The sequence below is a fragment of the Filimonas lacunae genome (assembly GCF_002355595.1).
Lineage (GTDB): Bacteria > Bacteroidota > Bacteroidia > Chitinophagales > Chitinophagaceae > Filimonas > Filimonas lacunae.
Map to the genome: position 1 here is coordinate 61,448 of NZ_AP017422.1, position 25,158 is coordinate 86,605.

A 25,158-nucleotide genomic window follows, 5' to 3' on the forward strand; every position below is an offset into this window, starting at 1 on the left:
GACTGTTGCTGCTCCTGTAACAGTGGCAGCAACAGCCTTTTGATAAATGTTCACTTCTGCAAGAGTTACTACCTATATTAAAAGGATGCAGGGAAAACGACCGGCTTTCCCAGGAACAACTGTATAAGTTGTTCTATGCTGATATGTACAGGCATTGCCGGCGGTATATAACCGATCCGCATACCATTCTTTCTGTGTTAAACGATGCTTTTATGAAGGTGTTTAAAAACATAGAAGCGTACAAAGGGGATGGTAGCCTGTTTCGTGCCTGGATGAAGAAGGTGTTGATGAACACGATTATTGATCACCTGCGTGTAACAAAGGCGCAGTTGTATGTGGTGCATATGGATGAAGTGCGGGAGTTGGGCGAAGATGATTTTTATATGGATAGCAAGTGGAGTCGCGAGCAGTTGGGAATTCACCTGGCGGCGCTGCCCCCGGTAACACGGCTGGTGACCAGCCTTTTTGCGTTTGAAGGATATACACACCAGGAAATTTCTTTGGCCCTGGATATATCTGAAAAAACAAGCAGGTGGCATTTGTTTGAAGGGAGGAAGAAATTAAAACAGATGCTCTGTTTGAAGTCAACAAAATAAGTAAGCAATGAGCCAATTCGAGTTCGATGATTTTATTCCGCCTATTCCTGATGAAGTAGCCTGGCAAATAATGAAAGGCCGGCTGGATCGGGAAATGCCTGTTCTCCGTAAAAAGGGAATAAGAGGGGCTGTGTATGGGTTGGTTGCGTTGTTTGTTTTGTTGTGTATACATGTGAAATTAACCGATTCGGGTTGTAAGCCGGCAAAAGGCGGTGAAGTGAGTTTCACAGCTTACAGTCCCGTTGTTGATCATAAAGTTGCTGCGGGTATTCCTGCCAGCCGTTTTTTGGGGGGAGTGAATAGTGGGGTATCGCTGGCAACAGCATATGAACCTATAGAGCAGCAGGATATTGTTGTTACGCATCCTTATAGTATAGATACCTCTGTTGCTGTGATGGCTGGGCTGTCTTTAAAAAACAATCAGAGGGAGGAAGCGGATAGTTTGATGTTATTGCAAGCAGATACTTCATTGCCGTTTGTAAATAAACAACAGGCGAGTGCTAAAAAGTGGCAGTTGTTTGCGGGCGTCTCTTCTAATGTGGTTGTGGCTGCTAAAAAGCAGGATATGCAACCTTACCCGGCTGCAGAGCTTCGCTATTATCCGGGTAAGCGTTTTTTTATAGCTACAGGGTTGTCTGTTTTTTCTCCGGTTACAGCTAAGGCATGTGCTTTAAAGAATAGTTATTCTGTGGATGATACGATGTATAACGTAAAGCTTATTAATGAAAATGTAGCCTATCGTAAGCAGTATTATATGAATATTCCTTTGGTGGCGGGTGTGGAAATAACAGATCGTTTCACCATATCGGGCGGTATGCAGGCGTCTGTTTTGTTAACATCGAAACAAGAGGAGCAAACGGTTACTTACGATTTTGATATGCAACGTCTTGTAAATCCTCCTGTTAATTTGCTAGCCACACCCACTGCATTAGTGCCTGACGAAACCTATGATGTGGAAGTGAGAAAACTGGAGCTTCGGTATCTTCTTAAAATGGATTACCGGTTTGGTCGTTTGTTGGCAGGTGTAAGCTATGAGCATGCGTTGTCTCCTTTGTTAAAGGGACAGAATGTGTCGGGGGTGAAAAATAATTTGTTTTCTATTGGTTTGAAATATCGCTTTTTCTAAAGCGGAGTAGTTTTTAGCGAGTAAAAGAACCGTTTGTGTGCGCAGGACAATCGCCCCTGATTGTCGCATGCAATGGCGTCTCCAACTTGTCTGGGTTCGGGTTGATGGGTTGTTGCGTCAGCAGCAACCCTTTTGTTTTCAGCTATTCCTCTTATCTTACAGTATGCACCAGGAATTTGAACCACCCGAAGTATTGCGTGATACCATAAAGTGCTTTTGGTATAACAGAGACGATTTTAGCGAACAGCTTACCGACTTTGAGGTAATGCCGGATGGTTATGCTGAAATCATCTTTCATTTCGGTGGTGACTGTAGTATTGCCGGTGACAAAGGGTTGCAGTTGTTGCCTTCTCCTTTTATGATGGGATTGCTCAATCATCCTGCCCGTTTTTATGCAAAAAATCGTTTGGAGATTATTGCGGTCCGGTGTTTTCCCTGGACGGTGTTCGATTTGCTGGGGTTGCCTTCCGGCAAGCACGGTGTACATGTGTTTGCACATCCCGTTGCACAATTGCACAACACGTTACAGCAGTATGTGCAGGCAGGTAAAATAGAAGCGGCCATAGCGCATGTGCAACAATATTTCCTGGATGCGCACTCGCATATAGCAACAGATAGCATGTTGTTTAAAGCAGGAGCCGCCATGCGAAAAGCGAATGGTACTATGCCTGTAAGCGAGGTGGCTACAGCGGCGCATGCTACGGTGCGCACGCTGGAACGAAACTTTAAACAGTCGTCCGGCTATTCAGTAAAAGATGTGTCGGGGTTGATACGCTTTGAACAGGTGCGTAATCAATTATGGAATCATCCGCATACCAATATTGCGGGCCTGGCGCAGGAGTTGGGTTATACTGATCAATCTCATCTGAGCCGGGAGTTTAAACGTTATAGCGGCACTACACCGGCTGCTTTCGCGCGCAAAACCAAAAAAGCAAAGCAGATCATCAGCAGCGATTTTGTCGCGTTTGTACAATCCTAAGGAAAAAGTGTAACGGAATTTTGTGTTTTGAATCATTCTATATGAAAGAAACACTTGATAACAAGATATCCGTACAGCCCGAATCCAGTTACGATGTCATTATTTCCGGGGCAGGGCCTGTAGGCCTGTTCCTCGCGTGTGAACTGGCGTTGGCTCAATGCACTGTTTTAATACTGGAAAAAGCGGCAAGTGCACACTCTCCTTTAAAGCAAATGCCTTTTGGCATACGAGGCCTTTCTGCTCCTTCTGTTGAAGCGTTGTATCGCCGTGGCTTGTTGCATCAACTGGAATGGCACAAGCGCATGAAAGATCCGCATATGCGTGTCACTCAATCACAGGGGCAGCAAGCCCCCCGCCAGGTAGGGCATTTTGCCGGTATTCCTTTACTGGAAGATCATATTGATACCACGCAATGGGAATATCGTTTACCCGGTTCTCCTGATACCCATTTGCTCTCCGAAATGGAAGAGATAGAAACTGTGCTTACCCGCCGTGCCGAAGCCCTGGGAGTAAGCATTCAACGTGGCCTGGCTATTACACATTTTCAGCAAAGCGAAACGGCGGTAACTGTTCAGGCAGGTGATGTGTTCTTTACGGCAAAATGGCTGGTAGGGTGCGATGGTAGCCGAAGTGTGGTGCGTAAAGTGGGTGGTTTTGAATTTGCGGGTACGGAGCCGGAGTTTACCGGCTACTCTGTAAAGGCAGATATGGCCGATGCGGATAAGTTGAGTTTTGGTCGCCACTTTACGGCTAAAGGCATGTACCTGAAATCGCAGCCCGGATTCCTGGGTATACAGGAGTTTGATGGCGGAGCGTTTCATAATGCCGGAACACCTGTTACGCTGGAACATGTGCAGGAGGTATTGCGCCGTGTTTCTGATACCGATGTTACTATTACTGCATTGCATATGGCTACTACCTGGACCGATCGTGCACGGCAGGCTACTGCTTATCGCAACGGGCGGGTGTTGCTGGCAGGTGATGCTGCGCATATTCATTCTCCGTTAGGTGGTCAGGGGCTTAACCTGGGATTAGGTGATGCAATGAACCTGGGCTGGAAACTAGCAGCCACTATTCATGGTAAAGCGCCGGAGGGTTTGCTGGATAGTTATCATGCAGAGCGTTATCCTATTGGCGCACAGGTGTTAGACTGGTCACGTGCGCAGGTGGCTATTATGAATCCGCTTCCTAAAACGCTGGCATTAAATGCGGTGATACGTGATCTGATCAATACGCGTGATGGTGCTACTTATATCGCCGGAAGGTTGTGGGGTGTTCATACCCGGTATCCGTTTGGTGATAGTCATCCCCTGGAAGGCCGTAGCGTGCCCAACTTTGAATGGGAGGATGGTGTTACTGTGGGCGAGCGTATGCGTGATGGTAAAGCCCTGTTGCTTGATTTTAACAATAATGCTTTATTGAAAACCTGGGCCGGTGCCTATAGTCACTCCATTGGATATGTTGGTGGTGATGTTAAAGATGCATTGGGGGTACATGCATTATTGGTGCGTCCCGATGGTATTGTGGCCTGGGCTTGCAATAGTCAGCCGGATATGGATGCATTGCAGCTGGCAGCGGATCGTTGGTTTTGTAAGTGATTGTTGAATGGCCATAAGTACTGATGTTTTGTGAAAAAGCATCAGTGCTTCTCTCTGTTTAAGTTGTATGATGTAATTGCTGGTATGCTTTAGGTGTTGCACCAAACCTGGTTTTAAAGGCTTGTGAAAAGCTGGAATGGTTTTCATACCCGATCAGAATATAAATGCGGGATGGGTTTTCTCCATTTTGCAATAACGCTGCCGCCAGTTGCAGCTTTCTTTCCAATAGCCATTTTTGAGGGGAGGTGTTGTATATTTTAGAAAATCGTCTTTTAAAAGTGGATAGGCTGCAATTGCACAAAAAAGCCATTTCGTCAACAGTTATCGTGCTGCCTACATTGTTTTCCACTACTTGTTGAATAATCAGTTCACTATCTCCGCTGCCTTGTGTGTTTGCCTTAAATTGTAACAATGCGGTAGGGTGCTGTTCCCAAAGATATTGCAACACCTCTTCCAGCTTAATCTGTTTCAGGGCTTCTGACAGGGGCTGTTGCGCATGCAGCAGCAGGTCAAGTGACCTGGCATAATGTTGTAGAAAATCGTTTTGGGTAAGTTTTATAAAAGACTGGCTTGCGGAAGTAGCAGGTGTTTGAATACCCTGTTTTAAAAAGAATTGGGTTAACTGGTCATTGCTGAAATATACCAGGATGCTGGTAAAGGGCTGGTCACCGGGCTTTACTTCCGTGGTAAGGCAATTGCCTGTAGCCAACAGTAATATTTCACCTGAATGAATAGTAGCTGTGCCTTCTGCCCGGTAAAGGGTTTTGCTGCCTGACAGCAGAATATTTATCATGTTCCGGTGCAGTACAATATGATTTTTCTGCGAATTATTGATTGCCTGGTATCGCCGTATAATAACAGTATCTCCTGCATTATCAGTGGTTGCCCTGTCAAATGGTAATTCGTATACTTTCACCGGAACATCATTTGTATGCTAAATTAATAAAACTAAGCTTGCGCCAATTGTGCTACCACCGCGCTTAAAGTGTTGATGCCCCAATGCTCGTAGTATTGTTGTTCGCGCAGCCGCACGATATCTATTACCTGTATAGTAATGGTTTTGCCGGTAGCGGGCACGCCCAGTAACGGGCCGGTGTGGGTGCCGGTAATGGCTTTGCGGGTGGTAACCAAATCGCCTTCTGCCACCTGGTCGTAAATGATCACCTGCATATCGGGCATAGCGGGGCGTAGTATATTATTAAAAGTATTGAGCACGCCCTGTGCGCCTTTATCCATGCCGGGCGCGGCGGTATGGTTTATAAAGGCAGGGTGCATCAGCTCAAGAAAGCTTTGCAGGTTACCTTCTGCTATCACTTCTTTATTAAACCGCTGCACAATGGCTTTGTTGTTATTTGTTTGCATAGTATCGTTGCTTGATGTATTACTGCAAAGCTACCATGCCGGGGCAGGTGGCTGTTTCAGGCAAACGTTCAAAAAACTATGGCTGGAAGTTCAGGTGGGTATAAAACCGGCAGCAACCCGTTAAGAAGTGGTAGTTTTGCCCCTTCAACAAAACTGAAAATAATTGGGTGCGGATAGTCAAAGCAGGATTTCTTATTTTCCGGAGGAGGTGATAAAAGATATCGCCTTGCCCGAACGGTTTACTTTTCCCTTTTATTACGAGCCGCATCCATTAACAAAAATAGCTGCGGCCGAACTGCAGCATTACCTGGATACCCAGGCTAACCTGGAACATAATTTTGGACTGAGTGCCGATAAAGAAGGGATGGTGATAGGGAAAATGTTTGGTGTGCTGGTGGTACAGGATGCCGTCGGAAAGCTGGGCTATTTATCTGCCTTCTCAGGTAAGCTGGCTGGCACCAACGATCACCCCAAATTTGTACCGCCTGTTTTTGATATGTTGGTAGAAGACAGCTTTTTTCTCAAAGAGCAGGAAATTATCAATACCATCAATGCCCGCATTGAAGCGATAAACACAGATGAATCCTATTTGCGCCTGAAGCAGGATGTGCAGCAATTGTCAGCGCAATCACTGCAGGAAATAGCTGCCTGCAAACAATTATTAAAAATCAATAAGGACAACCGGAGCCAACTGCGTGAGCAGCAAAAAGAGAAGCTGGCTCAGCAGGAATATGTGTTGCTGGAAGAAGAGCTGATAAAACAAAGCCTGTACGATAAACGTCAGTTAAAAGAGCTTACGGTCAAGTGGGAGCAATTGCTGGAGCAAATACGCACCAGGATAACTCAGTACGAGAAAGATATAGAACAGTTGAAAAATGAGCGCAAGGAAAGATCGGCCTCTTTGCAACAACAGCTTTTTCAGCAATATGTGTTTTTAAACAAAGCGGGTAAACACAAAAGCCTGCAGGATATATTCAGTAAAACCGCCTTTGGTAAGCCCCCGGCAGGGGCAGGGGAATGTGCCACGCCTAAGCTGTTGCAGTTTGCATTTGCACATGGCTATAAACCGCTGGCTATGGCCGAGTTTTGGTGGGGAGCTTCGCCTAAGTCGGAGATACGGGTGCATCAGCATTTTTATCCCGCCTGCACAGGTAAGTGCAAACCTATACTGGCACATATGCTGGAAGGTATGGAGGTAGAGGAAAACCCGTTTTTACGCGCTACGGATGACAGCGTTCAGCTGGCAATTGTGTATGAAGATGACAGTTTTGTAGTAGTGAATAAGCCGCACGGGTTGCGCTCTGTGCCCGGGGTGGATATACACGATTCGGTATATACCCGGTTGCAGCAGGTGTTGGGAAACATAGAGCCGCTGATTGTGCACCGGTTAGACATGGATACTTCCGGATTGCTGGTGGTAGCTAAAACCCCGGAGGCGCACAAGCATATTCAGAAACAGTTTCTGCAACGTACCGTAAGCAAACGCTACCGGGCATTATTGTCTAAAGTGCTGGAACCATCAGAAGGAGAAATTAACCTGCCGCTGGCGGCTGATTTTTTCAACCGGCCAAGGCAACTGGTTTGTTTTACCACCGGCAAAAGAAGTGTTACCCGGTGGAAGGTAGTGGCAAGATATGAAGCTACTACCAAGGTAGATTTCTGGCCACTTACAGGACGCACACACCAACTGCGTATGCACTCCGCGCACGAATTGGGATTAAACGCGCCCATAGTCGGAGACGACTTGTATGGCACATCGGCTGAAAGAATGTATCTGCATGCTGCTTACCTCGAATTTATACATCCCCAAACACGGCAGAAAGTAAGCTTTGAAGTAGCGGAAGGTTTTTAAGAAACATCAGTTTCCATTGGCTGCTGCGGAATTAGCTGTATATCCCTGATTTCTTTTTTCACGATAAAAGGTAAAATCAATCCCTGCCCTACAATGGTTAACAGTACTACCACTGTGGTGATAAAAATAATGGTATTCTTTAACGGGAATTCTTCGCCATTGTTCAGGGCGGCAGGTAAACCGATAGCCAGCGAAAGGGAGATAATACCCCGCATACCCGACCAGCTGATAATAAGGCTTTCCTGTATACTTAGCAATACAGATTCGGGAATGATCCTTTTGCTGCTACGCATATGGTTTTTTACAAAGGCTTTGTCTAACCGCCTTTTATTGCCAAACACACTGAAGGTGCGCAGCACCAGTGCGGTTACGGTGATAATGAAGCCGTAGAAACTATACAGCAAAAGCTGGTTGGTAGAAAGGGCTTTTACTGCAATGGGTAGCTCCAAACCTATTAATATAAATACCAGGCCGTTCAGCAAAAAGGTGATCATATCCCAGATGGCTTCCGACTGCACTTTTAGTTTATCCGGAAACCGGGAACTGGCCAGGCGCGACAGGCTGATGCCTAGGGTAACTACTGCTATTACGCCCGAGGTGTGTATTTTTTCCGCTACCAGGTAGGTAACAAATGGTGATAGCAGCACCAGGCTTAATACCGCAGTACCGTTGTTCTTTATCATTTTTAATATAAAGCCTACCATTTTAGACAGTACCAGGCCCACAGCAAACCCACCTGCCAGTAATAGTACAAACGAAACGGAGGCGTTCCATAACACAAAGCTGGTACCTGATAAAGCAGCCAGGGAAAATTTAAAAGCAACCAGTGCCGAGGCGTCGTTCAGCAGGCTTTCTCCTTCCAGTACTGTGTTGGTTAAAGGAGATAGGCCCAGGCCTTTGGTAATATTGATAGCGGCCACTGCATCTGTAGGCGCTAAGATGGAACCCAGCAGAAAGGCCAGCGGCCAGGTCATGCCAGGTATCAGGAAGTGGGCCACTACCGCAATGCCAATGGTGGTAGCAAACACCAGTGTAAAAGCCAGTTTGGAAATCATATACGAATTGGCCTTGAATTGCGGATAGTGAATTTTAAAAGAGGCATCGTATAACAAGGGTGGCAAAAACAGCAGGAAAATAATTTCAGAATCAATCTGTATCACCGGCATGCCCGGTATAAAGCCGACAGCAATGCCCACGATAATCAACACAATAGGCGCGGCAATCTTCATTCTTTCTGCCAACGCACTTAATATTACCATTAAGCCCAGCAGTATCAGTATAATTACATAGTTCTCCATATCTCTGGCCATTTCACTGGTGTCAATTTTATTCATTTTTTCGCAGCCGAGCAAACTCTTTCTGATAGTATTGGGTGTAGTGTTAATGATTCCGTAATATTCCCGTCTATTAAAAACACCTAGTTTTATTACATAAAACAGAGAGCAACTGCTATCTAAAAAGGCTTCATATCACTACACAGTAATACCCGGGCAAATCCAAAGCCGCCCCACTCACTCTCTGTTTTTTTCCCAACCTGTATATGCCACGTTATGGTGGCGCTATGTAACCAAACCTTTATTATATGACGGAAACCCAAATTGCATTATGGAACCGTATTCAGGCATTTCAGTTAGACGATGCTGAAGCTGCCTTTACTTTCTCACACCGCCTGGCAGCCGAAAATGGCTGGAGCAGGCCCTATACCCTTCGGGTGATAGAAGAATACAAACGCTTTCTTTTTCTATGCTGCACCAGCAAAACTCCCGTAACACCCTCCGATGCTGTAGATCAGGCATGGCACCTGCACCTGGTATATACGCGCAGTTACTGGAACGAATTATGTGGCCAGGTGCTGCAACGCGAACTGCATCACGGCCCTACCAAAGGCGGTAAAGCGGAAGCCGAAAAGTTTGATGGCATGTACACCCTGCTAAAAGAGCTGTACAAAGAAGCCTTCTCCGAAGAGCCGCCAGGCGATATATGGCTCGATAACGAAGAGCGGTTTAAACGGGCGCGCTTTCAGCGCATTAACCGTAACGATTACTGGATGTGGCGAAAGCCGGTGATTGAAAAACGGAGCATAGTACAGGCGGTATTTGGTTTGATTTTGATAGGCCTGTTTGTGAAAGCGAATGATATATTCGCTTTTGTTGTTTTTATAGGAATCGTGATTCTTATTATCCTGGCTGAGAAAGCCCGGGGCAAAAGAAATAATGATGGCAGTGGTTGCGGTGGTGGTAGTTGCGGTGGCGATATCGGTAGTGGACATGGTAGTCACGGCTCGCATGGTAGTGATGGCGGCCACGGTTGTAGTAGTCATGGCTGTAGTAGTGGCTGCAACAGCGGATGTAGCGGATGTGGTGGAGGTGGCTGTGGTGGTTGCGGCGGGGGGGATTAATGGCGGAATGTTGTGCTACTCGCTTTGTATAAATGCTTTTGCTTGTTTTCATACTATTCAAACCGGGGTTTTCCTGGTCCCCAAATCGCTAGGTGGTTTTGTCTTCTGGTATCCTTTTTTATATGCCGCTATTTTCACAGCGTTATTGCTAATTCTAAATAAATTCTGAAGAGAAAAGTGTTGCTTTATAAGCATTTGTTATTGAATTTTTATCGGTTATGTTTTTAATTGTTAAATTGACATTTGCATTTATATTTGGCTATCCAATAAAATACGGTATACTGATTGTCTGATTGTTTTCATCCTAAATGCGTAAAAGATAAAATATGAAATTTATGCTTCGTTCACTATTGCTGCTGTTGATGCCGGCTTGCTTGTTTGCTCAACCTAAACCAAAAAAATACCGGGCAAAAGACATGAGCGCTTACCTGATGGTTTATTTTAAAGACGCTGATCATAGCTTGCATTTCGCTTTAAGTAAAGATGGACACAGTTTTACCGATGTAAATAAAGGAGAAGCGGTAATTAAAGGTGACACTATTTCTGAACAAAAAGGAATTCGTGATCCCTACATCTATCGTGCACCTGACGGCATGTTTTATATGGCGCTGACGGATCTACACATTTATGCGCAAAAAGAAGGACTGCGTAATACTTTGTGGGAGCGTGATGCTGAAAAATACGGATGGGGCAATAACCGGGGTATTGTTTTAATGAAATCTGCCGATCTGATACATTGGTCGCATACTGTACTGCGTGTAGACACTGCATTTCCGGAACTGGCCGATATTGGTTGTGCCTGGGCGCCTGAGCTGATTTATGACGATGTGAACAAAAAGACGATGATGTATTTTACGGTACGCTTTGGTAATGGCAAATGCAAGGTGTATTATACCTATATGAATAAGGAATTCACAGCGATGGAAACATTGCCCAAACCTATCTTCGAACATCCCAAAGGAAAAGAATATATTGATGCTGATATTACTAAAGTTGGGACTAAATATCATATGTTTTATGCATCACACGATGCGCCATCCAATATCAAGCAGGCGGTTTCCGATTCGTTGACCAGTGGGTATGTTTATGATTCAACAAGGGTAGATTCTGAGAAAGGAGGAGATGAAGCGCCAACGGTATACAAACTAATTGGCGAAAATAAATGGATATTGGTTTACGATATATACAGTATCAAGCCGCATAATTTCGGTTTTAGCGAAACAGCTGATTTTGTAACGTTTAAAAACCTGGGGCATTTCAACGAAGGAGTTATGAAGTCTACCAACTTTACAAGCCCTAAACACCCGGCGATTATCCAAATCACCCAAAAAGAAGCCTTACGTATAGCTGACAACTGGAAAATGGAAATGACCTTTTAATTTATATTGTGGTTGGTTTGAATCCCAAGGGATACCGCTTATCGAACCGAGGTTAAGGTCAGCTGAACGATGATAATGCTGGCGGTTTGTTTCTCGCTTCTAATGATAAATGGAGTTGTATATTTTCTATACGTGAAGATGAGGGTATTGGCAAGTAGTTGCTGATCATATTGTAGTTTCAGGGTTACAGCATAATAATTATAAAGGTTTTCCGGCCCTGAAAAATTCCCTTGCTGACATTGGGAAAGGACAAGTGAAGTGCAGTGATTGATGCCGGTAATTTTATTTCGTCCAACCAGTCAGGTAAGATAGTTGGCAATATAACAGCGCCTTCATTATTTGCATTTGAAGGCGCTGTTAGTGTGAGCGGTGTTTACATTTTTTTAATTACCGGTAGCTGTGGCAGGGCTGATAATGCCTGATACCTCAGATATGGAGTTTGCCGGGAAGCCGCCCTTTTTAGCGTGCTCTCTGATCAGTTCTTCGTTTTCTGCCTTGTATATACAATACAGTTTATTGCAGGTTACATAGCTTTGGATCCATTCAATTTTAGGGCCTATTTCGTTCAGTACCTTGCAGGAGGTCTGGGAAGCGCCTTTTAACTGCGCTGGTGTAAATTGTCCAATGCCTGGTATTTCCCTTTCAATCACATACATTTTCATAACTGGTTGTTTTTGGGTGGTGGATGAAGTGGTGGTGGTTTGCGCTTTTCCTGCAATGGTAAACAGTAGTAAAAAGACAAGAGACAGTACGTTGTAATGAATGAACTTTTTCATAGTAAGTGTTTAATTTATTTGATTTCATCAAAGGTAAATTCAACATAGCCCGAACATGTATAACAATTCATTCAATAAATATGAATCATTGCTCAATATGCGATGCGCATGTGTGCAGGATAATACAAATTGTTCTGGGGATAGTATAAATCAGTCAGCATTTTAACAACTTACTATAACAGATCAGTATAAGTGATGGGCAGCAAGCCATAGGCGTTTTTAAAGCACCTGGTAAAATAAGAAGGGCTGGTAAAGCCGGTGTCAAAAGTTATTTGCGCAATGGTATGCTGTTTTTCTCTCATTAATTCCCTGGCCTTTTCCAGCCTGAACGTTTTTAATAATATGTTAGGCGAAAGCTTTGTGAGTTCCATTGTTTTCCGGTATAACTGCGATTGGCTCATTGTCATAGCCATAGAGAATTCAGTTACGGTAAAGCCGGGGTTTTGCCAATTGGTTTCCAGGGTATGAAAAATCTGTTGCAGTATGTTTTCATCCGGCAAAGAAAGGTGGTGAATAGCAGGTGTCTGTTCTCGCGGATGGTCTTTGGCTACCATTTCTTTCACAACAGACGCAAGGGCTATGGAGGTGTTATCTGTTGTAAAGCATAGCTGACGGGCAAACTGTATAGTGTTGCCAAACAGGGCGTTGTTGGTAGCAACAGGTTCGCCGGCGTTAATGCTTATTTTCAGACAGGCTTCTTGTTGTGCAGCTTGCCGGATAGCTAGTGCACAGGCAACCGCATGGGAGGCGGAAGTAAAAGATGCAATGAAATCAGTGCCGGGATATTCTACCTCCCGGCCATTGAAGAGAGCCAGGTTTTGTCTGATGAGCTGAGTACAGCTATATAATACATCATTGGCTTTATCAATGCCCATTTCATAGCGTAGTAGTACTGGGTCTTTAGTGGTAGCGAGAAGAAGAATACGAAACGATGGGTCTGTAAACACTTTCAAGCCTTCTGCTGTAACTGTAACATTCTCCGGATCGTAGATGCGACCCAAGAAAGATTCCACCAGGTTGCGGTTCACTTCAATGATTTTATGTGGTACCAGGCCGTGTGCTTTGTGGTGCATGGCTATCACCGCATCTTTATCCGGCGCTTCAATAAGGCAGAATACGTTTTCCCGTTCTTCGTCAATCCAATAGGTCATGCACTGGCATTCATGTTCCCCTTGCAGCAGCATGTCTTGCCGGTGCGCTTCTGCTACATCCCGGGCCTTTACGCCTGGAATAATATGAATATCCATAAATAGTGGCATAGCTAAGCTTTTGTGGCGGGGACAACTAAATTAGAATTAAGATCTCTTATTTGAAAGCGGTTTTAATAATTTAAGTGATGAATGTTGTTAAGTGTATGGGCTATAGCGTATTATAAAATGCTCTACAAGGTATTAATATCTAAGGGTTGCTTTATTTCATCGATTAATGTATCGATAGTGCTTTGATCTTTACTTTCTGTGTTCAAACCATTCATCAATAATTATTTAATATGATATGTAGGTTTAATATATTGCGTCGTTCTAACCACGTATTCCCTAACCAATAACACGTAATACAATGAAAAACAAGGCAATTCTTTTTTCGGCAATTCTTTTTTCCCTTTTGTCGTTCAGCAGTTTTAAAGTAGCACCCGCTTCTTTGCAAGTTTTTAAAACAGACATTTATATTGGCAATAATTCAGACCAGCCATTAACGCTTGGTAGTATCGCTTCTTCTGTAGATACGCAAAATTTTACCAACATCGCAGCTAACGGTGGTGGCATGGGGGGAGCTATTGAGTATGAAGGCACAGATGACTTTAATATCTTATTGTATTTTGCTACTGTGCCTACCAGGGCTGTAGCAAACATCTATTTAACCACAACGTTGATAGGTTCCGTTCCTATTACTGGTAACGTAGCCAGTTATCACATTCCTCCTTCTGTAGGAAGCAATGCTATTATAGTAAGAATAGAACCGATTTAATTTTATTTCACATGGTTAGAACAGAAAGTCACCATTTTTTGGTGGCTTTTTTATTTTAGTATGCTGATTTTTGATAAATCAGTAGTTGCTTATGCTATCAATAACCTTAATATCTCATCTGTAGAATTAAATGTGTACGACTGGAATACCCCGGCGATCAGGTGTTATGAAAAAGTGGGTTTCGTTTTAGTGCCTGAGAAATACACCACTATCAATGTCAATGGGGAGGAGTGGAAATCAGTAAATATGATTTTTAAAGGGAGCCTGAGTAATCAGTAAATGAAAATAGGATTAATAACATAAAAAATATAGAGGAGTTCACCCCGAACAGCTTCTGCACTTGTCTTCTATTAGGCTACCATTATTTATTGCATAGAGAAATCGCTTTTACCCTTCCTGTTCTGTTATCAGAGCCAGGCGTTGTGTGTTATTGCCCATGCTGAACGCATGTGAATAAGCAAGAACAAAAACAACAATATGGCTACAAAGCTGTTTTCATTTCGGAAACTATCCCTGTTATTCCTGTTTGTTATCGGTGTGATAACAGCGGGCTACAGTCAGCAATTGACTGTGGGCACTTTTAATCTTCGTGGCGATTTTGTCACCGACACCGGCAATCTTTGGACGGATCGCAAACTGCTGGTAAAAGCGCAGATAGATAAATACCAGTTTGATATATTGGGCCTACAGGAAACTTTGCCTGCTATGGCCGGGTACCTGGTAGGGGCTTTGCCACGGTTTGATAGCCTGGGTATGTTTAGCCAGGTGAATATAGGTATACTGTATAATACAGAAAGGGTGCTGCTGCAAAGCAGCGGGCAGTTCTGGCTTTCGCCCACGCCTGATGTGGAAAGCATTGGCTGGGATGCTAAATTTAAAAGAGCCTGTATATGGGCCAGGTTTAAAGACCGGAAAACCAGTCAGGAATTTTATGTGTTTAATACCCATTTTGATCATGTAGGGGCTGTAGCCCGTACCAATAGCGCTGCTTTAGTATTGCAGCGGATAGCAAGTATAGCGGGTAATACACCTGCTATGTTCATGGGCGATTTAAATGCCACGCAATATGATTCTATTTATACTTCTCTGAATAACGCGGGATTACTGAAAGATTGTTATAACCTGGCTTACCGGAACCTGGAAAGAGAAAGAGGTACCACCAGTGATTTTGATATGTATCTCCGGAACAAGAAGCGAATAGATCATATCTTTTTAACCAATACGCTTCAGGCCAGCGAGTACAATGTACTTACAGATACATATAATGGCAAAACAGCTTCTGATCATTATGCAGTGTTAGCTAAAATAGGCTGGAAATACAATGAGCAGGGCGATTTATACCGCCAGTTTCCGGAAGACTTTGAACAGGCAAATCCTTACAAAGAAACCTATACTGCTGCAGAAGTGACCTTTAGAACAGGCCCCTGGTTATTGAATAATGTGCGTATGGGTGGCAGTAGTGCCAACGACCAGCCTACCAGTGGTTTGTACGGTGCGCGTATGATTAACAATAACACGGCATCCTGTTATTTGCAGATGAACTTTGATGTTACAGAAGGGGCTTCTAAAGTTACTGTGCAGCATAATGTGTATAATGGCGATACTATCTGTAAATGGCAACTGGAATATTCGAAAGATCAGGGTGTCAGCTGGTTGCCTGCAGGGCCGGTGATGGCTACTAATCAAACCACGAAGCAGCAAGCCGTTTTTATAATGGATATAGCGGGTAGTGTACGTTTCAGAGTGAATAAGCTGGGGATAGGGAGTTCTAATAATGGTCGCTTGTGTGTGGATGACTTTACTATTTACAAACGCAAAAATGTGACGGGAGAAAAGGAGAATAAGGTATTGTTGGGCTGGCAATTGGGAACACCGTTATCTACCGGGCGGCAGGATAGTGCTGTTGCCAGTTTCACAGATGCGGGCATGGAAGCGTCTGTATTAAAAAGAGGGGTAGGTTGGAGAACAATAACCAGCACCGGGGCAGCCATCAGTTTGCCTGGCAGTTTTGCTGCTGCGGCTACTGTTGCTACCGGCGATTATGCTACTGATACTGCAATGGCTATAGCAAACAATCTATACCTGCAGTTTCAGGTAAAACCCAGGGCGGGAAATGGAATTTCTTTATCAACGTTAAATGTGCGTTTCGCTGCTAGTAAAGCGGGTACTAAAACAGGATATTGGAAATATAGCCTGGATGGTACTACGTATAAAGCATTGGCTAAGTCTTTTGAAATAAATAACACAGGCGGTAGTTCTATCAGTTCTATCAATCTGTCGTCCTGTGCCGATTTGCAGCATATGCCGGCTGGTAAAGCGGTGTATTTTCGTTTATATATCAATGGTGTGGATGCTACAGATGAGTTGGTGGGCATAGGTGTTTCAAACGGTACTGCTTCGGATGGATATGTGCTTTCGGTAAGTGGTGAGATGGAATTGTCACCTGCTACTAAAATGGTGGCCTGGCAGTTTGCCACTCCTGCTGCAACAGGTGGTGAAGCAACGGTGCCGGCGTCTGTTGTGGATACCGCAGTAGTTGCAAGTGTGTTGGAGCGTGGGGCAGGATTGAAGCCGGTAAGTAATGCTACAGGGGATACATTGATATTGTCGAGGGCGTTTGTTTCATCAACAGGTGTTGCTTCCACTACCGAAGTGACTGATACGGCAGTGGCGATAAAGAACAATATGTATTTCGGTTATAGCTTCACGGTAAAGGCGGGTTATAAAGTGTCTCTGTACAACCTCAACTACCGTATTCGCATCAGCGCCGGCGGGGCAAAAGTGTGGCATTGGAAATACAGTCTGGATAGTGTGAATTTTACTAACCTGGCTATGCCGGTAATATTAACCGCGGCAACCGATAGTGAAGGGGATATACAACCGGTAATAGATTTGTCGGGAATGTCTGCGTTGCAAAACATACCGGCCAATACTACTGTTTACTTCCGTTTATATACCAATGGTTCTAATACCACTACCGGCACCACGGCTATTGGCAGGTCGGCAGCTGTTACCAGCGACGATTATGCGTTATCGGTAGTGGGTAGTGCTGAAGTGGTAGCGCCCGGAGAAAAGATAATAGCCTGGCAACTGGCCAGCCCTTCCACTACAGGGGAGGAAGCCAGTGTAAATGCCACCACTATCCATAGTGCGGTTACCGCAACGCCACTGGTACGGGGGGCGGGTTTTAATGCCACAACGTTATCAAGAGCATTTGCCGCGCTTGCTGCTACCGTGTCTTCTGCTGATGTGGCTGACACTGCTATAGCAGTAGCTGGCAACCTGTATTTTAGTACCAGCTTCACGCCGAAGGCGGGTAAAACGGTAAGCCTTAGCGGACTGGATTATAAAATAAGGATCAGCGCGCATGGTGCTAAAGTGTGGTATTGGAAATATAGCCTGGATGGTGTTCATTTCAGTAAGTTGGCTAACCCTTTTACGATAGGTGCTGCCACCTCCACAGAAGGGAAGTTTATGCCGCATATGGATGTGTCAGCTATTCCTGGTTTGCAGCATATTCCGGCAGGCACTACGGTTACTTTCCGGTTATACGCCAACGGAACGGATAATGCTACAGGGTCTACTTCTATAGGTCGCTCAACAACCGCTTCGGAAGATGTGCTTTGGTTCAGCGGCAGCGTTGCCAGCACTACCGTATCTGCTTCCACGGCAAGAACTGCCCAGGTGGTAAGTGAAGAGCAGCAACCGGCATCGGTCATGCATGTATCGGTGGCTCCTAACCAGGTATATGTGGCAATAGAAACTGAAAAAGCCAGTCAAAGCCAGTTAGTACTGTATGATATGCTGGGTAGAAGGTTGTTGGCTAAACAACTGAGCGTAGTTGCCGGTAAAAACAATTTCTCTATTCCTGTGAGTGTAAAGCCTGGTGTATATATCGTTACGGTGTATTCGGCCAGTGGGCAAAAGAGGAGTAAGAAGGTGTTTTGTGGTTATTAGGCTTTATGATAACAGGGGTTGCTTATTAAAGACAAAATGAGACACGCCACAGCGTGTCTCATTTTTCTATTATCCAGGGTTTTATTGCTGCCAGGTATATTGCAGCAAGGCAAAAGAGAAAATGGAGAGAATTCTGGTTTTTTGCATGCATAGGGTATGCTGTTAGGTGTATTATAGTCATAATGTATTTTCTTTTTTCCTGTAATCCGCTCTTTATGTTGACGGCCCCAGTTGCCCATAACAGATACTATCTCTTTTAATGTTGCGGCGTAGGGCGTAGGCAGGTATTCTATAGTAGCGGGTTTCAGGTCTGATCGTTCTAGTCTTTTTACCAGTCCGTTCATCTCCAGTGACTTTAATTCATTGGACAGCAGCCGGGCCGAGATGCCATGAACAGCACGTTGTATTTCGTTAAAGCGGTGGTAGCCGCTTACCAATGCAATTACAATCCGGAGCTTCCATTTGCCGCCTAAAACATATAGCGCGTCTTCTACCGCTGCCAGGTTTCTGGCGCATTCTACCTCTGTGTACATCTTCTTTTGCTCTTCCATGATTGCAGGTTTACTTCCCTCCAGGTTACTACTAACCTTTAGGTTACTTTGCCTGATGGATCAGTAAATGTAAATAGGTTTGTTGCTTCAATAAAGAAATAATGAAAAAGGTATTGCATCTTATATCCAGCCCCAGAACAGAAGCGTCGGTAAGCAGGCAGTTAGGTAGTGTAGTGATAGGAAAATTGCTGGAAAAATACCCCGGCAGCAGTTTGAAAGTAAGAGATTTAGCTGCTAGTCCTGTGCCGCATTTAGATGAAATTCATATCCAGTCTTTTTTTACTCCCGTCGAAAACCGTTCACCGGAACAAGAGAAAGCTATTCGTTATTCAGAAGAAGCAATTGCTGAGTTGCAGGAAGCGGATCTGGTGATTGTAGAAGCGCCCATGTATAACTTTACCATTCCTTCTACTTTAAAGGCTTATTTCGATCACATTGCCAGAGCGGGTATTACGTTCCGTTATGTTGGAAACGGGCATTTGCCCGAGGGGTTGTTGAAGAACAAAGAAGCTTATATTATTACCTCTTCGGGTGGTATTTATTCAGAGGGCGTGTTAAAGCCTTACGATTTTGTAGAGCCTTATCTGCGTTTCTTTTTAAACCTGGTAGGGATTAAAGTGATAGATGTGTTTCGTGCAGAAGGGCAGGCAGCTGTAGGAGCAGAAGCGGCCTTGCAAAAAGGAGTAGAGGGCGTTGTGGTGTTGTAAAGGGCGGCTACTGCTGAATTGAATACGGCCAATAAATAGCTTTTAACTGTAATTCAAAAAGGCTGTGTCTTTAGTGACACGGCCTTTTTTGTTGTTAGTAGCCCTTGATTACATATCCTGTGCAATACACCAGCAACGATCAAAGTTTTTGTTGAGGAGATCCTGCTTTTTTATCCAGAAGTACAAGCGGCCTATATTGTACCATTGCATGCCAGCTGTATCTTCATTACTATCTACCTGTAATAATAATACCCATTCTTCTTTAGCGCGTGCATCCAGGCCATCATATTCAGGCTGATTGAACTTCTTAAAGTCTCCATCAAAACCAGCACTGGTAACGATCTCGCATAAAGGTTCCATTTCTCCCTGAAAAATATCTGCATGCCCCAATGTTTTATTGATAATACCGCCTTGCCACACTTTAGAGCCATATACATCCCGTTCTGCTTCGTTGAAAAAGGAAAAGTCTTTTCCCCATTTGTAAGGCATGGAAATATGGTTGGAAAAAGAAAGCCGGCAAGGATAATACCTGCCCGTTTCTATGATGTCTTCGGGATAATCCTTTACAGGGCTTTGATCCAGGGTATTGCTGTTGTGATAGAGTACCCGGAAAAGGTGTCGCTCACCGGGCGAGTATCCTCCCATGTCTCCTTCTGAATCATAAAAGAAGAACAGGTATCCGGAATCGGGCAGTAATTGATAGGTGTCAAAGGGTTTTAGCTCGGCAAGATTTAACTGTGCCACAAATGACAACGAAACGCCGTCGTCGCTTCTGGGCCAGTCCATACCGGGTGGTAGATCCGGTATGCCGCCTATTCTGGATTTACCCAGTGGTTCATCGGCATAATCGCTGATGGGGGTAAGTGTGTGCCAGATAGAATCTTTCATGAGTGCTTCAAAATGAGGAAGATGTTGGTTTAGCTGTGCGGCATTTACTGCGGCAATAAAATCCTGTTTGTTCATAAGAAAGTGAAATGAGGTTGGGTTTCAGGCCATAATATTAACGAATGATTGCCGCTAACCACTTAACTTTTAAAAAAAATAGAAGGGAAATGTGATTTTAAAACAGGTGCTGCGAATAATGAGTATGGATTGTTCCCTATAAAACGCATACATGACCAGTACGGAGCATACAGAAGCATTTTTAACGGTATTGGAAGCCCATAAAGGCATCCTGTATAAAATATCCCATGCCTACTGCCGGGAGGTGGATAGCCGGGACGACCTGGTGCAGGAAATAATAGTGCATTTATGGAAAGCCTTTGAAGGGTATGATAGCCGGTACCGTTATTCTACCTGGATATATCGTATTGCGCTAAACGTAGCTATTTCCTACTACCGTAAAGAGCGCACTCGTAAAAAGATAGCACTTCCGGTGCTGGAGACTACGCCACTACCTGTAGTAGCGCCTGATGAAAACGGGCAAAAAGAGCAGCAACTGTTGTTGTTGCAGCAATTTATTGCCGCATTGCCCGACATGGATAAAGCTTTAATGCTATTGTTCCTGGATGAAAAGAGTCAACAGGAAATGAGCGAGATACTGGGCATATCAGTAAGTAATGTATCCACCCGTATTCACCGGGTGAAAAACAAATTGAAAGAACAACTATCAACGATTTAAAATGATGTATATGCAAGACGTAGATATGAAAGCATTATGGAATGAATATGACCGCAAGCTGGAAACGGCGTTACAGTTGAACAGGCAGCAGGCTTATACGATCACCCGTATGAAAGTGTATTCGCTGTTGCAGTCGGTAAAGCCTGTTAAGATACTGGCTGTAATCACAGGTATACTGTGGGTGTTATTGGTAGATAGCATTATTGTTCGTACCTGGGCTTTTGCCAGTCCCTTTTTCCTGGTGTCGGCTATTGTACAGGTGCTGCTTACCAAGCTGGCTATTGGCATTTATGTGTATCAGTTGGTGTTGATTCACCAGGCTCAGCTGAATGCGCCTGTACTCACCACGCAGCGTCGTTTAGCTGCATTGCAAACAGCCACCCTGTGGGTGCCAAAGCTGTTGTTTTTGCAAATGCCGGTGTGGACTACTTTTTATTGGAATAGCGGAATGCTGTTGCATGGAAATTTAGTGCTGTGGATAATACAAGGCTTAACAACGTTGGCATTTACCCTGGCAGGCGTGTGGTTGTTTTTGCATATTACACCGGAGAACAGGCATAAAAAGTGGTTTCGTTTATTATTTGCCGGTAAAGAATGGGATGGTGTTAGAGAAGCGATGGATTTGTTATCAGAAACAGAAGGGGCTTAACATACCCTGCCAACATACTAAGGTTTCATCTGTGTGTTGGCAGGTAACATTTATTTTAAACGCTCCAATACGCCTTTACGTTTCACCAGGTTTTTATAGTCCCATTGTATATCCCTTGCTTTGCCTAGCCATCGCATCAGTTCGTTTGTATCAATCTCATGAGCGTTGGTGTAGCGTATTTCAGCTGCTTTGAATTTGCCTTCTTCCTTAAGCGCTGGCTCGTCAAAGGATTGGCCGCTCCAGAACAAGAGGTTAAAGCCATCTTTTCTTTTATCATATCCCACTATAGGATTGCCATCCAAAAACCAGACAGGATGTCCATGCCATACCTTGTTTTCTGCATCCGGAAGATGTTTGCAAATTTCGTGGTATAGCAATGCAGCAATTTCCTTTTCATGACCATGCAGGACATTGTGGTAAGCCTGCACCTCCGGATCTGTTTTCATAACAATCATTTGTATAAAGATAAATCAATAGCCTGTTTATTCTTCTGTTATTGACAATGGCGTTTCGGAGCCATCTGCATGTAGCCAGAAAAAATTACCCGACTTTAACAGATTGATTACTTCCGGCGTTTCAGGAACGGGTCTTGTTACGGGGTGGTTATATTCGGCGAAGCTTACTTTGCCTGTAACAAAATAGTAATATTTTCCTTTTGCCATTTTTTCACCAATCACTGTTCTTACAGCAGGGGTATTCTTTGTATCTACCTGGTAAGTGAGGTAATACTTATCCTTTTGGTGCAGGATATGTGGTGGCACCAGGAATGCCACTTCTTCCTTTGCAGGTTTAGGGATGCTGGCGCAGTTGAGGTGTAATGCCAGTATGAAAAATGCACATATTGTGAGAATACTTTTATTGTATAGGGTTGCCATAGTGGTGATGTTTGTGCTTATAATACCAATATACTATTTTAAAAACAGGGATGTTTGTTAATTTTTTAGCAAAGTAATATATTGTTGCCTATGGCAACCGATAAACCCGATAAGCTTTTATTATTAGACCTGGATGAAACGTTGGTACATGCTACTGTGCAGCCACTGAATGAAAAGGCGGATTTTGTTTTTGATGTATACCATGTGTATAAACGCCCGGGGGTAGAGCAGTTTTTACAGGAGATTTCCCAACACTTTGTGCTGGGTGTATGGAGTTCGGCAGATGACGCTTATGTGGAAGAAATAGTAAAAACCATTACACCCGCTTCGGTAGAATGGGCTATGGTGTGGGGCAAAACCAGGTGTACTTTAAAGCGGGATTATCAAATGGATAATTACTACTGGGAAAAGAAGCTGGACAAAGTAAAAAAGAAAGGTTTTCAGCTGGAGCAGGTGATTATAGTAGATGATTCACCACAAAAGTCGCGAAGCAACTATGGGAACGCTGTATACATTCATCCGTTTGAAGGAGATGGAAAAGATGAAGAGCTTACGCACCTGTTCACTTACCTGCTCACATTAAAAGAAGTAGAAAATATCCGTGCTATTGAAAAGAGGGGCTGGCGAAACCGCAATAGCTAATTATTGTAATTGGATGTGTGTATAAGAAACAGGGAGCAAAGGCCGTTTTGTAACGAACGGCCTTTGTAAGTTTAGCGTGATAATTTAGCTACTAATACAATAAGTACCAGAACGATGGGGCCAATAAATGCCACCCAGCCCAGCTTTTTCCGTGGAATAGCATCCAGGGCCGGCACTAATTCATTGTTTACTTCATATAGATTGTTGTCCGATTTACGAGCACACCATTTAGAGCCCACCGGAAAAAAGGGTATCCAGTATAAATGGGCGTATTCCTGTCTTAATTCAAATTGAACAATATCTGACTGAGTTTCGAAAATGCCAATGTCTGACAACTGTACAGTTTTGGCGTTGAAGCTTTTACGACCGTAAAAAAAGATCATGCTGTTTTTTGAGGTTTTAGGTTAAAGTATTTTATATAGATTATTTCCGCAATATAGTAATTAATAAAATGCACTGTTCGTTATCATTCTATTGCGGGTATAAATCCATTCTGCTGCCGGAAATATGCCCGAAATTTGATAATATTGAAACGAAATACACAAACATGGCAGTGCTGGAAACCTGTATTAACGCCCTGGATATTTTAAAGGAAGATGCAGAGGTGTTTTTGAGTGAGTTTACAAAAGTGCATTTAAAAAAGAATGATGTTTTTGTAGAGCGGGGCAAGGTATGTGATAAGATAGGCGTTGTGGAAAAGGGGCTGATGAAAGTGGTGTTTGATAAAAACGGGCAGGAAGTGGTGTTTGGATTTGCTTTTGAAAACAACTTCGTTTCTGATTATTATAGTTTTATTACCAAAGGTGTTTCTGATAAAGCAATTATCTGTATAGAAGATACCGAGCTGTATGTAATTACCAAACAACGATTATGGGAGATTGCCAGGGAGCATGCTTTTTTATCGGGCATGAGCAGGAAAGTGAATGAACAGCTGTTTCTGAAAATGCACGACCGGTTAAAGTCTTTATTACTTGATTCTCCTGCACAGCGTTACCAGCAAATGATAGAAGATAGCCAGGGGCTGGTAAACAAGGTGCCGCAATACCTGATTGCTTCTTATTTGAATGTGCAGCCGGAAACCATTAGTCGTATCCGGAAAAAAATATCCTCCGGGTCGCTTTCTTGATCGTGATCAACCAGTTAGGGAAAAGTAGCCTGCTATCTTTATAAAAAAAACGATGGATTGCATTGACATGTTGGTGACTCAAACCAAGGAAACTTACAGCTGGATGAACCGGGTGATAGATGCTATACCGGAAGAAAAATGGGATATTACCCCGGATGCGTTACAAACCAATGTGAGCTGGCAGGTGGGGCACCTGGTATTGGGCATTTATTATAATGCCATATGGGCAGTAGCCGGCATGCAGATGGACGTGCTTACCGCCATGCCTTTAAAAGACTATGCAGAATGGTTTACCACAGGCACTACCCCGCAACGTGCAGTGGGAAAAGTAACGCCGGGTGCTTTAAAAGCACATGTGAATATTATGGCCCGCAAATCGATAACGCTGATCAGCAGTTTGCCGGCAGGTAACCTTACCGACAATATTGAACCTGTGCTGCCTGCCCATCCGGTGGCGAAGAGTAAGTTTGATGCTATAGACTGGAATATCAAACATACATTCTGGCATTGTGGACAACTGGGGTTGCTGAAAAGAGTTGTTGACACCCGTTTTGACTTTGGATCAGGCAAATGAGGTTTCCCGGCCGGTTATAAAATAATAAGTGGATAAACAGCCGGTGACTTTAAAGTTATCAACCGCTTTTGCAAGTGCCGGCGGTGTAATTTTCGCTTATGGAAACACACGAAATTGAGAAAGGGAAAAACATTGTTGTAGTGGGGGAGTTGCCTTTCTTTTATGATCCTGCAGATGCAGCCGTGCAGGAATTGTTAAAGTACTCGCAACAGGTGGGTACTGGCGACACTACAGTGGAAGTAAAGCTGCTGGCGGGGGCAAAAGGCAAGAAAAAGAAGCCTAAATAAGAAGGCTTGCGTGTAGCTTGTACACGTTGTTGCCTATAATACGTGGCAGTTTATTTTATTAGTTGTATTGTATATTTGTTGGAACCGCTTCTTGCCTTTTGGTTATTCTTAACGGGCAGCTCGCGTGTATAACCAACT

The 25,158-nt window shown here is 43.9% G+C and carries 27 protein-coding genes; 17 read left to right on the forward strand and 10 right to left on the reverse strand.

Going from position 1 to position 25,158, the window contains the following annotated elements; translation table 11 throughout:
- Positions 1-128 precede the first annotated feature (128 nt).
- From FLA_RS00200 to FLA_RS00215, 4 genes are all read left to right on the forward strand, one after another.
- Positions 129-596, forward strand: a complete 468-nt coding sequence (locus tag FLA_RS00200) for an RNA polymerase sigma factor (protein ID WP_231940369.1) — start codon at positions 129-131, stop codon at positions 594-596.
- Between the two features lie 7 nt (positions 597-603).
- Complete coding sequence (locus FLA_RS00205; RefSeq protein WP_076379547.1) at positions 604-1,722, forward strand: outer membrane beta-barrel protein; 1,119 nt, start codon at positions 604-606, stop codon at positions 1,720-1,722.
- Positions 1,723-1,885: 163 nt separating this feature from the next.
- Positions 1,886-2,701 (forward strand): AraC family transcriptional regulator, encoded by an 816-nt coding sequence (locus FLA_RS00210; protein WP_076379546.1) that lies wholly within the window; start codon positions 1,886-1,888, stop codon positions 2,699-2,701.
- 41 nt (positions 2,702-2,742) lie between these two features.
- Positions 2,743-4,299 (forward strand): FAD-dependent monooxygenase, encoded by a 1,557-nt coding sequence (locus FLA_RS00215; protein ID WP_076379545.1) that lies wholly within the window; start codon positions 2,743-2,745, stop codon positions 4,297-4,299.
- 58 nt (positions 4,300-4,357) lie between these two features.
- Here FLA_RS00215 and FLA_RS00220 read toward each other — a convergent pair whose 3' ends face one another.
- Both FLA_RS00220 and FLA_RS00225 read right to left on the reverse strand, forming a co-directional pair.
- Positions 4,358-5,215 carry a helix-turn-helix domain-containing protein gene (locus FLA_RS00220; RefSeq protein WP_076379544.1) on the reverse strand — a complete coding sequence of 286 codons (858 nt, stop codon included), beginning with the start codon at positions 5,213-5,215 and terminating at the stop codon, positions 4,358-4,360.
- A gap of 32 nt (positions 5,216-5,247) precedes the next feature.
- Positions 5,248-5,661 (reverse strand): ester cyclase, encoded by a 414-nt coding sequence (locus tag FLA_RS00225; RefSeq protein ID WP_076379543.1) that lies wholly within the window; start codon positions 5,659-5,661, stop codon positions 5,248-5,250.
- Between the two features lie 163 nt (positions 5,662-5,824).
- Here FLA_RS00225 and FLA_RS00230 point away from each other — a divergent pair, with 163 nt between their 5' ends.
- Entirely contained in the window at positions 5,825-7,513 is a 1,689-nt protein-coding gene (locus tag FLA_RS00230; protein WP_084206253.1) for an RluA family pseudouridine synthase, read from the forward strand.
- Here the strand turns inward: FLA_RS00230 and FLA_RS00235 are convergent.
- On the reverse strand, positions 7,510-8,847 hold the full coding sequence (locus FLA_RS00235; RefSeq protein ID WP_231940370.1) for a cation:proton antiporter: 1,338 nt from the start codon (positions 8,845-8,847) through the stop codon (positions 7,510-7,512). The genes FLA_RS00230 and FLA_RS00235 overlap by 4 nt on opposite strands.
- A gap of 248 nt (positions 8,848-9,095) precedes the next feature.
- Here FLA_RS00235 and FLA_RS00240 point away from each other — a divergent pair, with 248 nt between their 5' ends.
- Together FLA_RS00240 and FLA_RS00245 are read left to right on the forward strand one after the other, a co-directional pair.
- Positions 9,096-9,911 carry a glycine-rich domain-containing protein gene (locus tag FLA_RS00240; RefSeq protein ID WP_076379542.1) on the forward strand — a complete coding sequence of 272 codons (816 nt, stop codon included), beginning with the start codon at positions 9,096-9,098 and terminating at the stop codon, positions 9,909-9,911.
- A 326-nt stretch (positions 9,912-10,237) separates the two neighbouring features.
- Positions 10,238-11,290: a glycoside hydrolase family 43 protein gene (locus FLA_RS00245; protein ID WP_076379541.1), complete on the forward strand. Its 1,053-nt coding sequence runs from the start codon at positions 10,238-10,240 to the stop codon at positions 11,288-11,290.
- 383 nt (positions 11,291-11,673) lie between these two features.
- Here the strand turns inward: FLA_RS00245 and FLA_RS00250 are convergent, their stop codons facing one another.
- Together FLA_RS00250 and FLA_RS00255 are read right to left on the reverse strand one after the other, a co-directional pair.
- Complete coding sequence (locus tag FLA_RS00250) at positions 11,674-12,066, reverse strand: DUF4242 domain-containing protein (protein WP_231940371.1); 393 nt, start codon at positions 12,064-12,066, stop codon at positions 11,674-11,676.
- Between the two features lie 173 nt (positions 12,067-12,239).
- Complete coding sequence (locus tag FLA_RS00255; protein WP_084206252.1) at positions 12,240-13,325, reverse strand: nickel-binding protein; 1,086 nt, start codon at positions 13,323-13,325, stop codon at positions 12,240-12,242.
- A 298-nt stretch (positions 13,326-13,623) separates the two neighbouring features.
- Here FLA_RS00255 and FLA_RS00260 point away from each other — a divergent pair, with 298 nt between their 5' ends.
- The 3 genes from FLA_RS00260 to FLA_RS00270 all read left to right on the forward strand — a co-directional run bounded on the left by FLA_RS00260 (position 13,624) and on the right by FLA_RS00270 (position 17,988).
- On the forward strand, positions 13,624-14,031 hold the full coding sequence (locus tag FLA_RS00260) for a hypothetical protein (protein WP_144264043.1): 408 nt from the start codon (positions 13,624-13,626) through the stop codon (positions 14,029-14,031).
- 60 nt (positions 14,032-14,091) lie between these two features.
- Entirely contained in the window at positions 14,092-14,310 is a 219-nt protein-coding gene (locus FLA_RS00265; RefSeq protein WP_076379538.1) for a GNAT family N-acetyltransferase, read from the forward strand.
- 198 nt (positions 14,311-14,508) lie between these two features.
- A complete protein-coding gene (locus tag FLA_RS00270) occupies positions 14,509-17,988 on the forward strand; it encodes an endonuclease/exonuclease/phosphatase family protein (RefSeq protein WP_076379537.1) in 3,480 nt (1,159 codons plus the stop codon).
- On the opposite strand, the gene FLA_RS00275 is transcribed toward FLA_RS00270, so the two are convergent.
- Complete coding sequence (locus tag FLA_RS00275) at positions 17,985-18,539, reverse strand: winged helix-turn-helix transcriptional regulator (protein ID WP_076379536.1); 555 nt, start codon at positions 18,537-18,539, stop codon at positions 17,985-17,987. The genes FLA_RS00270 and FLA_RS00275 overlap by 4 nt on opposite strands.
- A gap of 101 nt (positions 18,540-18,640) precedes the next feature.
- On the opposite strand from FLA_RS00275, the gene FLA_RS00280 reads away from it, so the two are divergent.
- Positions 18,641-19,246, forward strand: coding sequence for an FMN-dependent NADH-azoreductase (locus FLA_RS00280; RefSeq protein WP_076379535.1), 606 nt, complete (start codon positions 18,641-18,643; stop codon positions 19,244-19,246).
- 108 nt (positions 19,247-19,354) lie between these two features.
- Here FLA_RS00280 and FLA_RS00285 read toward each other — a convergent pair whose 3' ends face one another.
- On the reverse strand, positions 19,355-20,209 hold the full coding sequence (locus tag FLA_RS00285) for a YwqG family protein (RefSeq protein WP_076379534.1): 855 nt from the start codon (positions 20,207-20,209) through the stop codon (positions 19,355-19,357).
- Between the two features lie 151 nt (positions 20,210-20,360).
- Between FLA_RS00285 and FLA_RS00290 the strand changes: the two genes are divergently transcribed.
- Both FLA_RS00290 and FLA_RS00295 read left to right on the forward strand, forming a co-directional pair.
- A complete protein-coding gene (locus tag FLA_RS00290; RefSeq protein WP_076379533.1) occupies positions 20,361-20,867 on the forward strand; it encodes an RNA polymerase sigma factor in 507 nt (168 codons plus the stop codon).
- A 10-nt stretch (positions 20,868-20,877) separates the two neighbouring features.
- A complete protein-coding gene (locus FLA_RS00295; RefSeq protein WP_076379819.1) occupies positions 20,878-21,516 on the forward strand; it encodes a hypothetical protein in 639 nt (212 codons plus the stop codon).
- A gap of 50 nt (positions 21,517-21,566) precedes the next feature.
- On the opposite strand, the gene FLA_RS00300 is transcribed toward FLA_RS00295, so the two are convergent.
- Both FLA_RS00300 and FLA_RS00305 read right to left on the reverse strand, forming a co-directional pair.
- Positions 21,567-21,962, reverse strand: a complete 396-nt coding sequence (locus FLA_RS00300; protein WP_076379532.1) for a DUF1801 domain-containing protein — start codon at positions 21,960-21,962, stop codon at positions 21,567-21,569.
- 36 nt (positions 21,963-21,998) lie between these two features.
- Positions 21,999-22,391 (reverse strand): hypothetical protein, encoded by a 393-nt coding sequence (locus tag FLA_RS00305; RefSeq protein ID WP_076379531.1) that lies wholly within the window; start codon positions 22,389-22,391, stop codon positions 21,999-22,001.
- Between the two features lie 90 nt (positions 22,392-22,481).
- On the opposite strand from FLA_RS00305, the gene FLA_RS00310 reads away from it, so the two are divergent.
- Positions 22,482-23,033 (forward strand): HAD family hydrolase, encoded by a 552-nt coding sequence (locus FLA_RS00310; protein ID WP_076379530.1) that lies wholly within the window; start codon positions 22,482-22,484, stop codon positions 23,031-23,033.
- A 71-nt stretch (positions 23,034-23,104) separates the two neighbouring features.
- On the opposite strand, the gene FLA_RS00315 is transcribed toward FLA_RS00310, so the two are convergent.
- A complete protein-coding gene (locus tag FLA_RS00315; protein ID WP_076379529.1) occupies positions 23,105-23,416 on the reverse strand; it encodes a hypothetical protein in 312 nt (103 codons plus the stop codon).
- Between the two features lie 164 nt (positions 23,417-23,580).
- Here FLA_RS00315 and FLA_RS00320 point away from each other — a divergent pair, with 164 nt between their 5' ends.
- From FLA_RS00320 to FLA_RS00330, 3 genes are all read left to right on the forward strand, one after another.
- The gene (locus FLA_RS00320; RefSeq protein WP_076379528.1) at positions 23,581-24,159 is read left to right on the forward strand and encodes a Crp/Fnr family transcriptional regulator; all 579 of its coding nucleotides are present in this window, start codon (positions 23,581-23,583) and stop codon (positions 24,157-24,159) included.
- A 52-nt stretch (positions 24,160-24,211) separates the two neighbouring features.
- Entirely contained in the window at positions 24,212-24,733 is a 522-nt protein-coding gene (locus tag FLA_RS00325; RefSeq protein WP_076379527.1) for a DinB family protein, read from the forward strand.
- Positions 24,734-24,831: 98 nt separating this feature from the next.
- Positions 24,832-25,020 (forward strand): hypothetical protein, encoded by a 189-nt coding sequence (locus FLA_RS00330; protein WP_076379526.1) that lies wholly within the window; start codon positions 24,832-24,834, stop codon positions 25,018-25,020.
- The last annotated feature ends 138 nt before the right edge of the window (positions 25,021-25,158 follow it).

Excerpts from the sequence above, each read along its gene's own strand:
- FLA_RS00205 (WP_076379547.1), top strand. The coding sequence starts at position 604 with ATGAGCCAATTCGAGTTCGATGATTTTATTCCGCCTATTCCTGATGAA.
- FLA_RS00210 (WP_076379546.1), top strand. The coding sequence starts at position 1,886 with ATGCACCAGGAATTTGAACCACCCGAAGTATTGCGTGATACCATAAAG.
- FLA_RS00215 (WP_076379545.1), top strand. The coding sequence starts at position 2,743 with ATGAAAGAAACACTTGATAACAAGATATCCGTACAGCCCGAATCCAGT.
- FLA_RS00225 (WP_076379543.1), bottom strand. The coding sequence starts at position 5,661 with ATGCAAACAAATAACAACAAAGCCATTGTGCAGCGGTTTAATAAAGAA.
- FLA_RS00235 (WP_231940370.1), bottom strand. The coding sequence starts at position 8,847 with ATGAATAAAATTGACACCAGTGAAATGGCCAGAGATATGGAGAACTAT.
- FLA_RS00240 (WP_076379542.1), top strand. The coding sequence starts at position 9,096 with ATGACGGAAACCCAAATTGCATTATGGAACCGTATTCAGGCATTTCAG.
- FLA_RS00245 (WP_076379541.1), top strand. The coding sequence starts at position 10,238 with ATGAAATTTATGCTTCGTTCACTATTGCTGCTGTTGATGCCGGCTTGC.
- FLA_RS00250 (WP_231940371.1), bottom strand. The coding sequence starts at position 12,066 with ATGAAAAAGTTCATTCATTACAACGTACTGTCTCTTGTCTTTTTACTA.
- FLA_RS00255 (WP_084206252.1), bottom strand. The coding sequence starts at position 13,325 with ATGCCACTATTTATGGATATTCATATTATTCCAGGCGTAAAGGCCCGG.
- FLA_RS00260 (WP_144264043.1), top strand. The coding sequence starts at position 13,624 with ATGAAAAACAAGGCAATTCTTTTTTCGGCAATTCTTTTTTCCCTTTTG.
- FLA_RS00265 (WP_076379538.1), top strand. The coding sequence starts at position 14,092 with ATGCTGATTTTTGATAAATCAGTAGTTGCTTATGCTATCAATAACCTT.
- FLA_RS00270 (WP_076379537.1), top strand. The coding sequence starts at position 14,509 with ATGGCTACAAAGCTGTTTTCATTTCGGAAACTATCCCTGTTATTCCTG.
- FLA_RS00275 (WP_076379536.1), bottom strand. The coding sequence starts at position 18,539 with ATGGAAGAGCAAAAGAAGATGTACACAGAGGTAGAATGCGCCAGAAAC.
- FLA_RS00280 (WP_076379535.1), top strand. The coding sequence starts at position 18,641 with ATGAAAAAGGTATTGCATCTTATATCCAGCCCCAGAACAGAAGCGTCG.
- FLA_RS00285 (WP_076379534.1), bottom strand. The coding sequence starts at position 20,209 with ATGAACAAACAGGATTTTATTGCCGCAGTAAATGCCGCACAGCTAAAC.
- FLA_RS00290 (WP_076379533.1), top strand. The coding sequence starts at position 20,361 with ATGACCAGTACGGAGCATACAGAAGCATTTTTAACGGTATTGGAAGCC.
- FLA_RS00295 (WP_076379819.1), top strand. The coding sequence starts at position 20,878 with ATGCAAGACGTAGATATGAAAGCATTATGGAATGAATATGACCGCAAG.
- FLA_RS00300 (WP_076379532.1), bottom strand. The coding sequence starts at position 21,962 with ATGAAAACAGATCCGGAGGTGCAGGCTTACCACAATGTCCTGCATGGT.
- FLA_RS00305 (WP_076379531.1), bottom strand. The coding sequence starts at position 22,391 with ATGGCAACCCTATACAATAAAAGTATTCTCACAATATGTGCATTTTTC.
- FLA_RS00310 (WP_076379530.1), top strand. The coding sequence starts at position 22,482 with ATGGCAACCGATAAACCCGATAAGCTTTTATTATTAGACCTGGATGAA.
- FLA_RS00315 (WP_076379529.1), bottom strand. The coding sequence starts at position 23,416 with ATGATCTTTTTTTACGGTCGTAAAAGCTTCAACGCCAAAACTGTACAG.
- FLA_RS00320 (WP_076379528.1), top strand. The coding sequence starts at position 23,581 with ATGGCAGTGCTGGAAACCTGTATTAACGCCCTGGATATTTTAAAGGAA.
- FLA_RS00325 (WP_076379527.1), top strand. The coding sequence starts at position 24,212 with ATGGATTGCATTGACATGTTGGTGACTCAAACCAAGGAAACTTACAGC.
- FLA_RS00330 (WP_076379526.1), top strand. The coding sequence starts at position 24,832 with ATGGAAACACACGAAATTGAGAAAGGGAAAAACATTGTTGTAGTGGGG.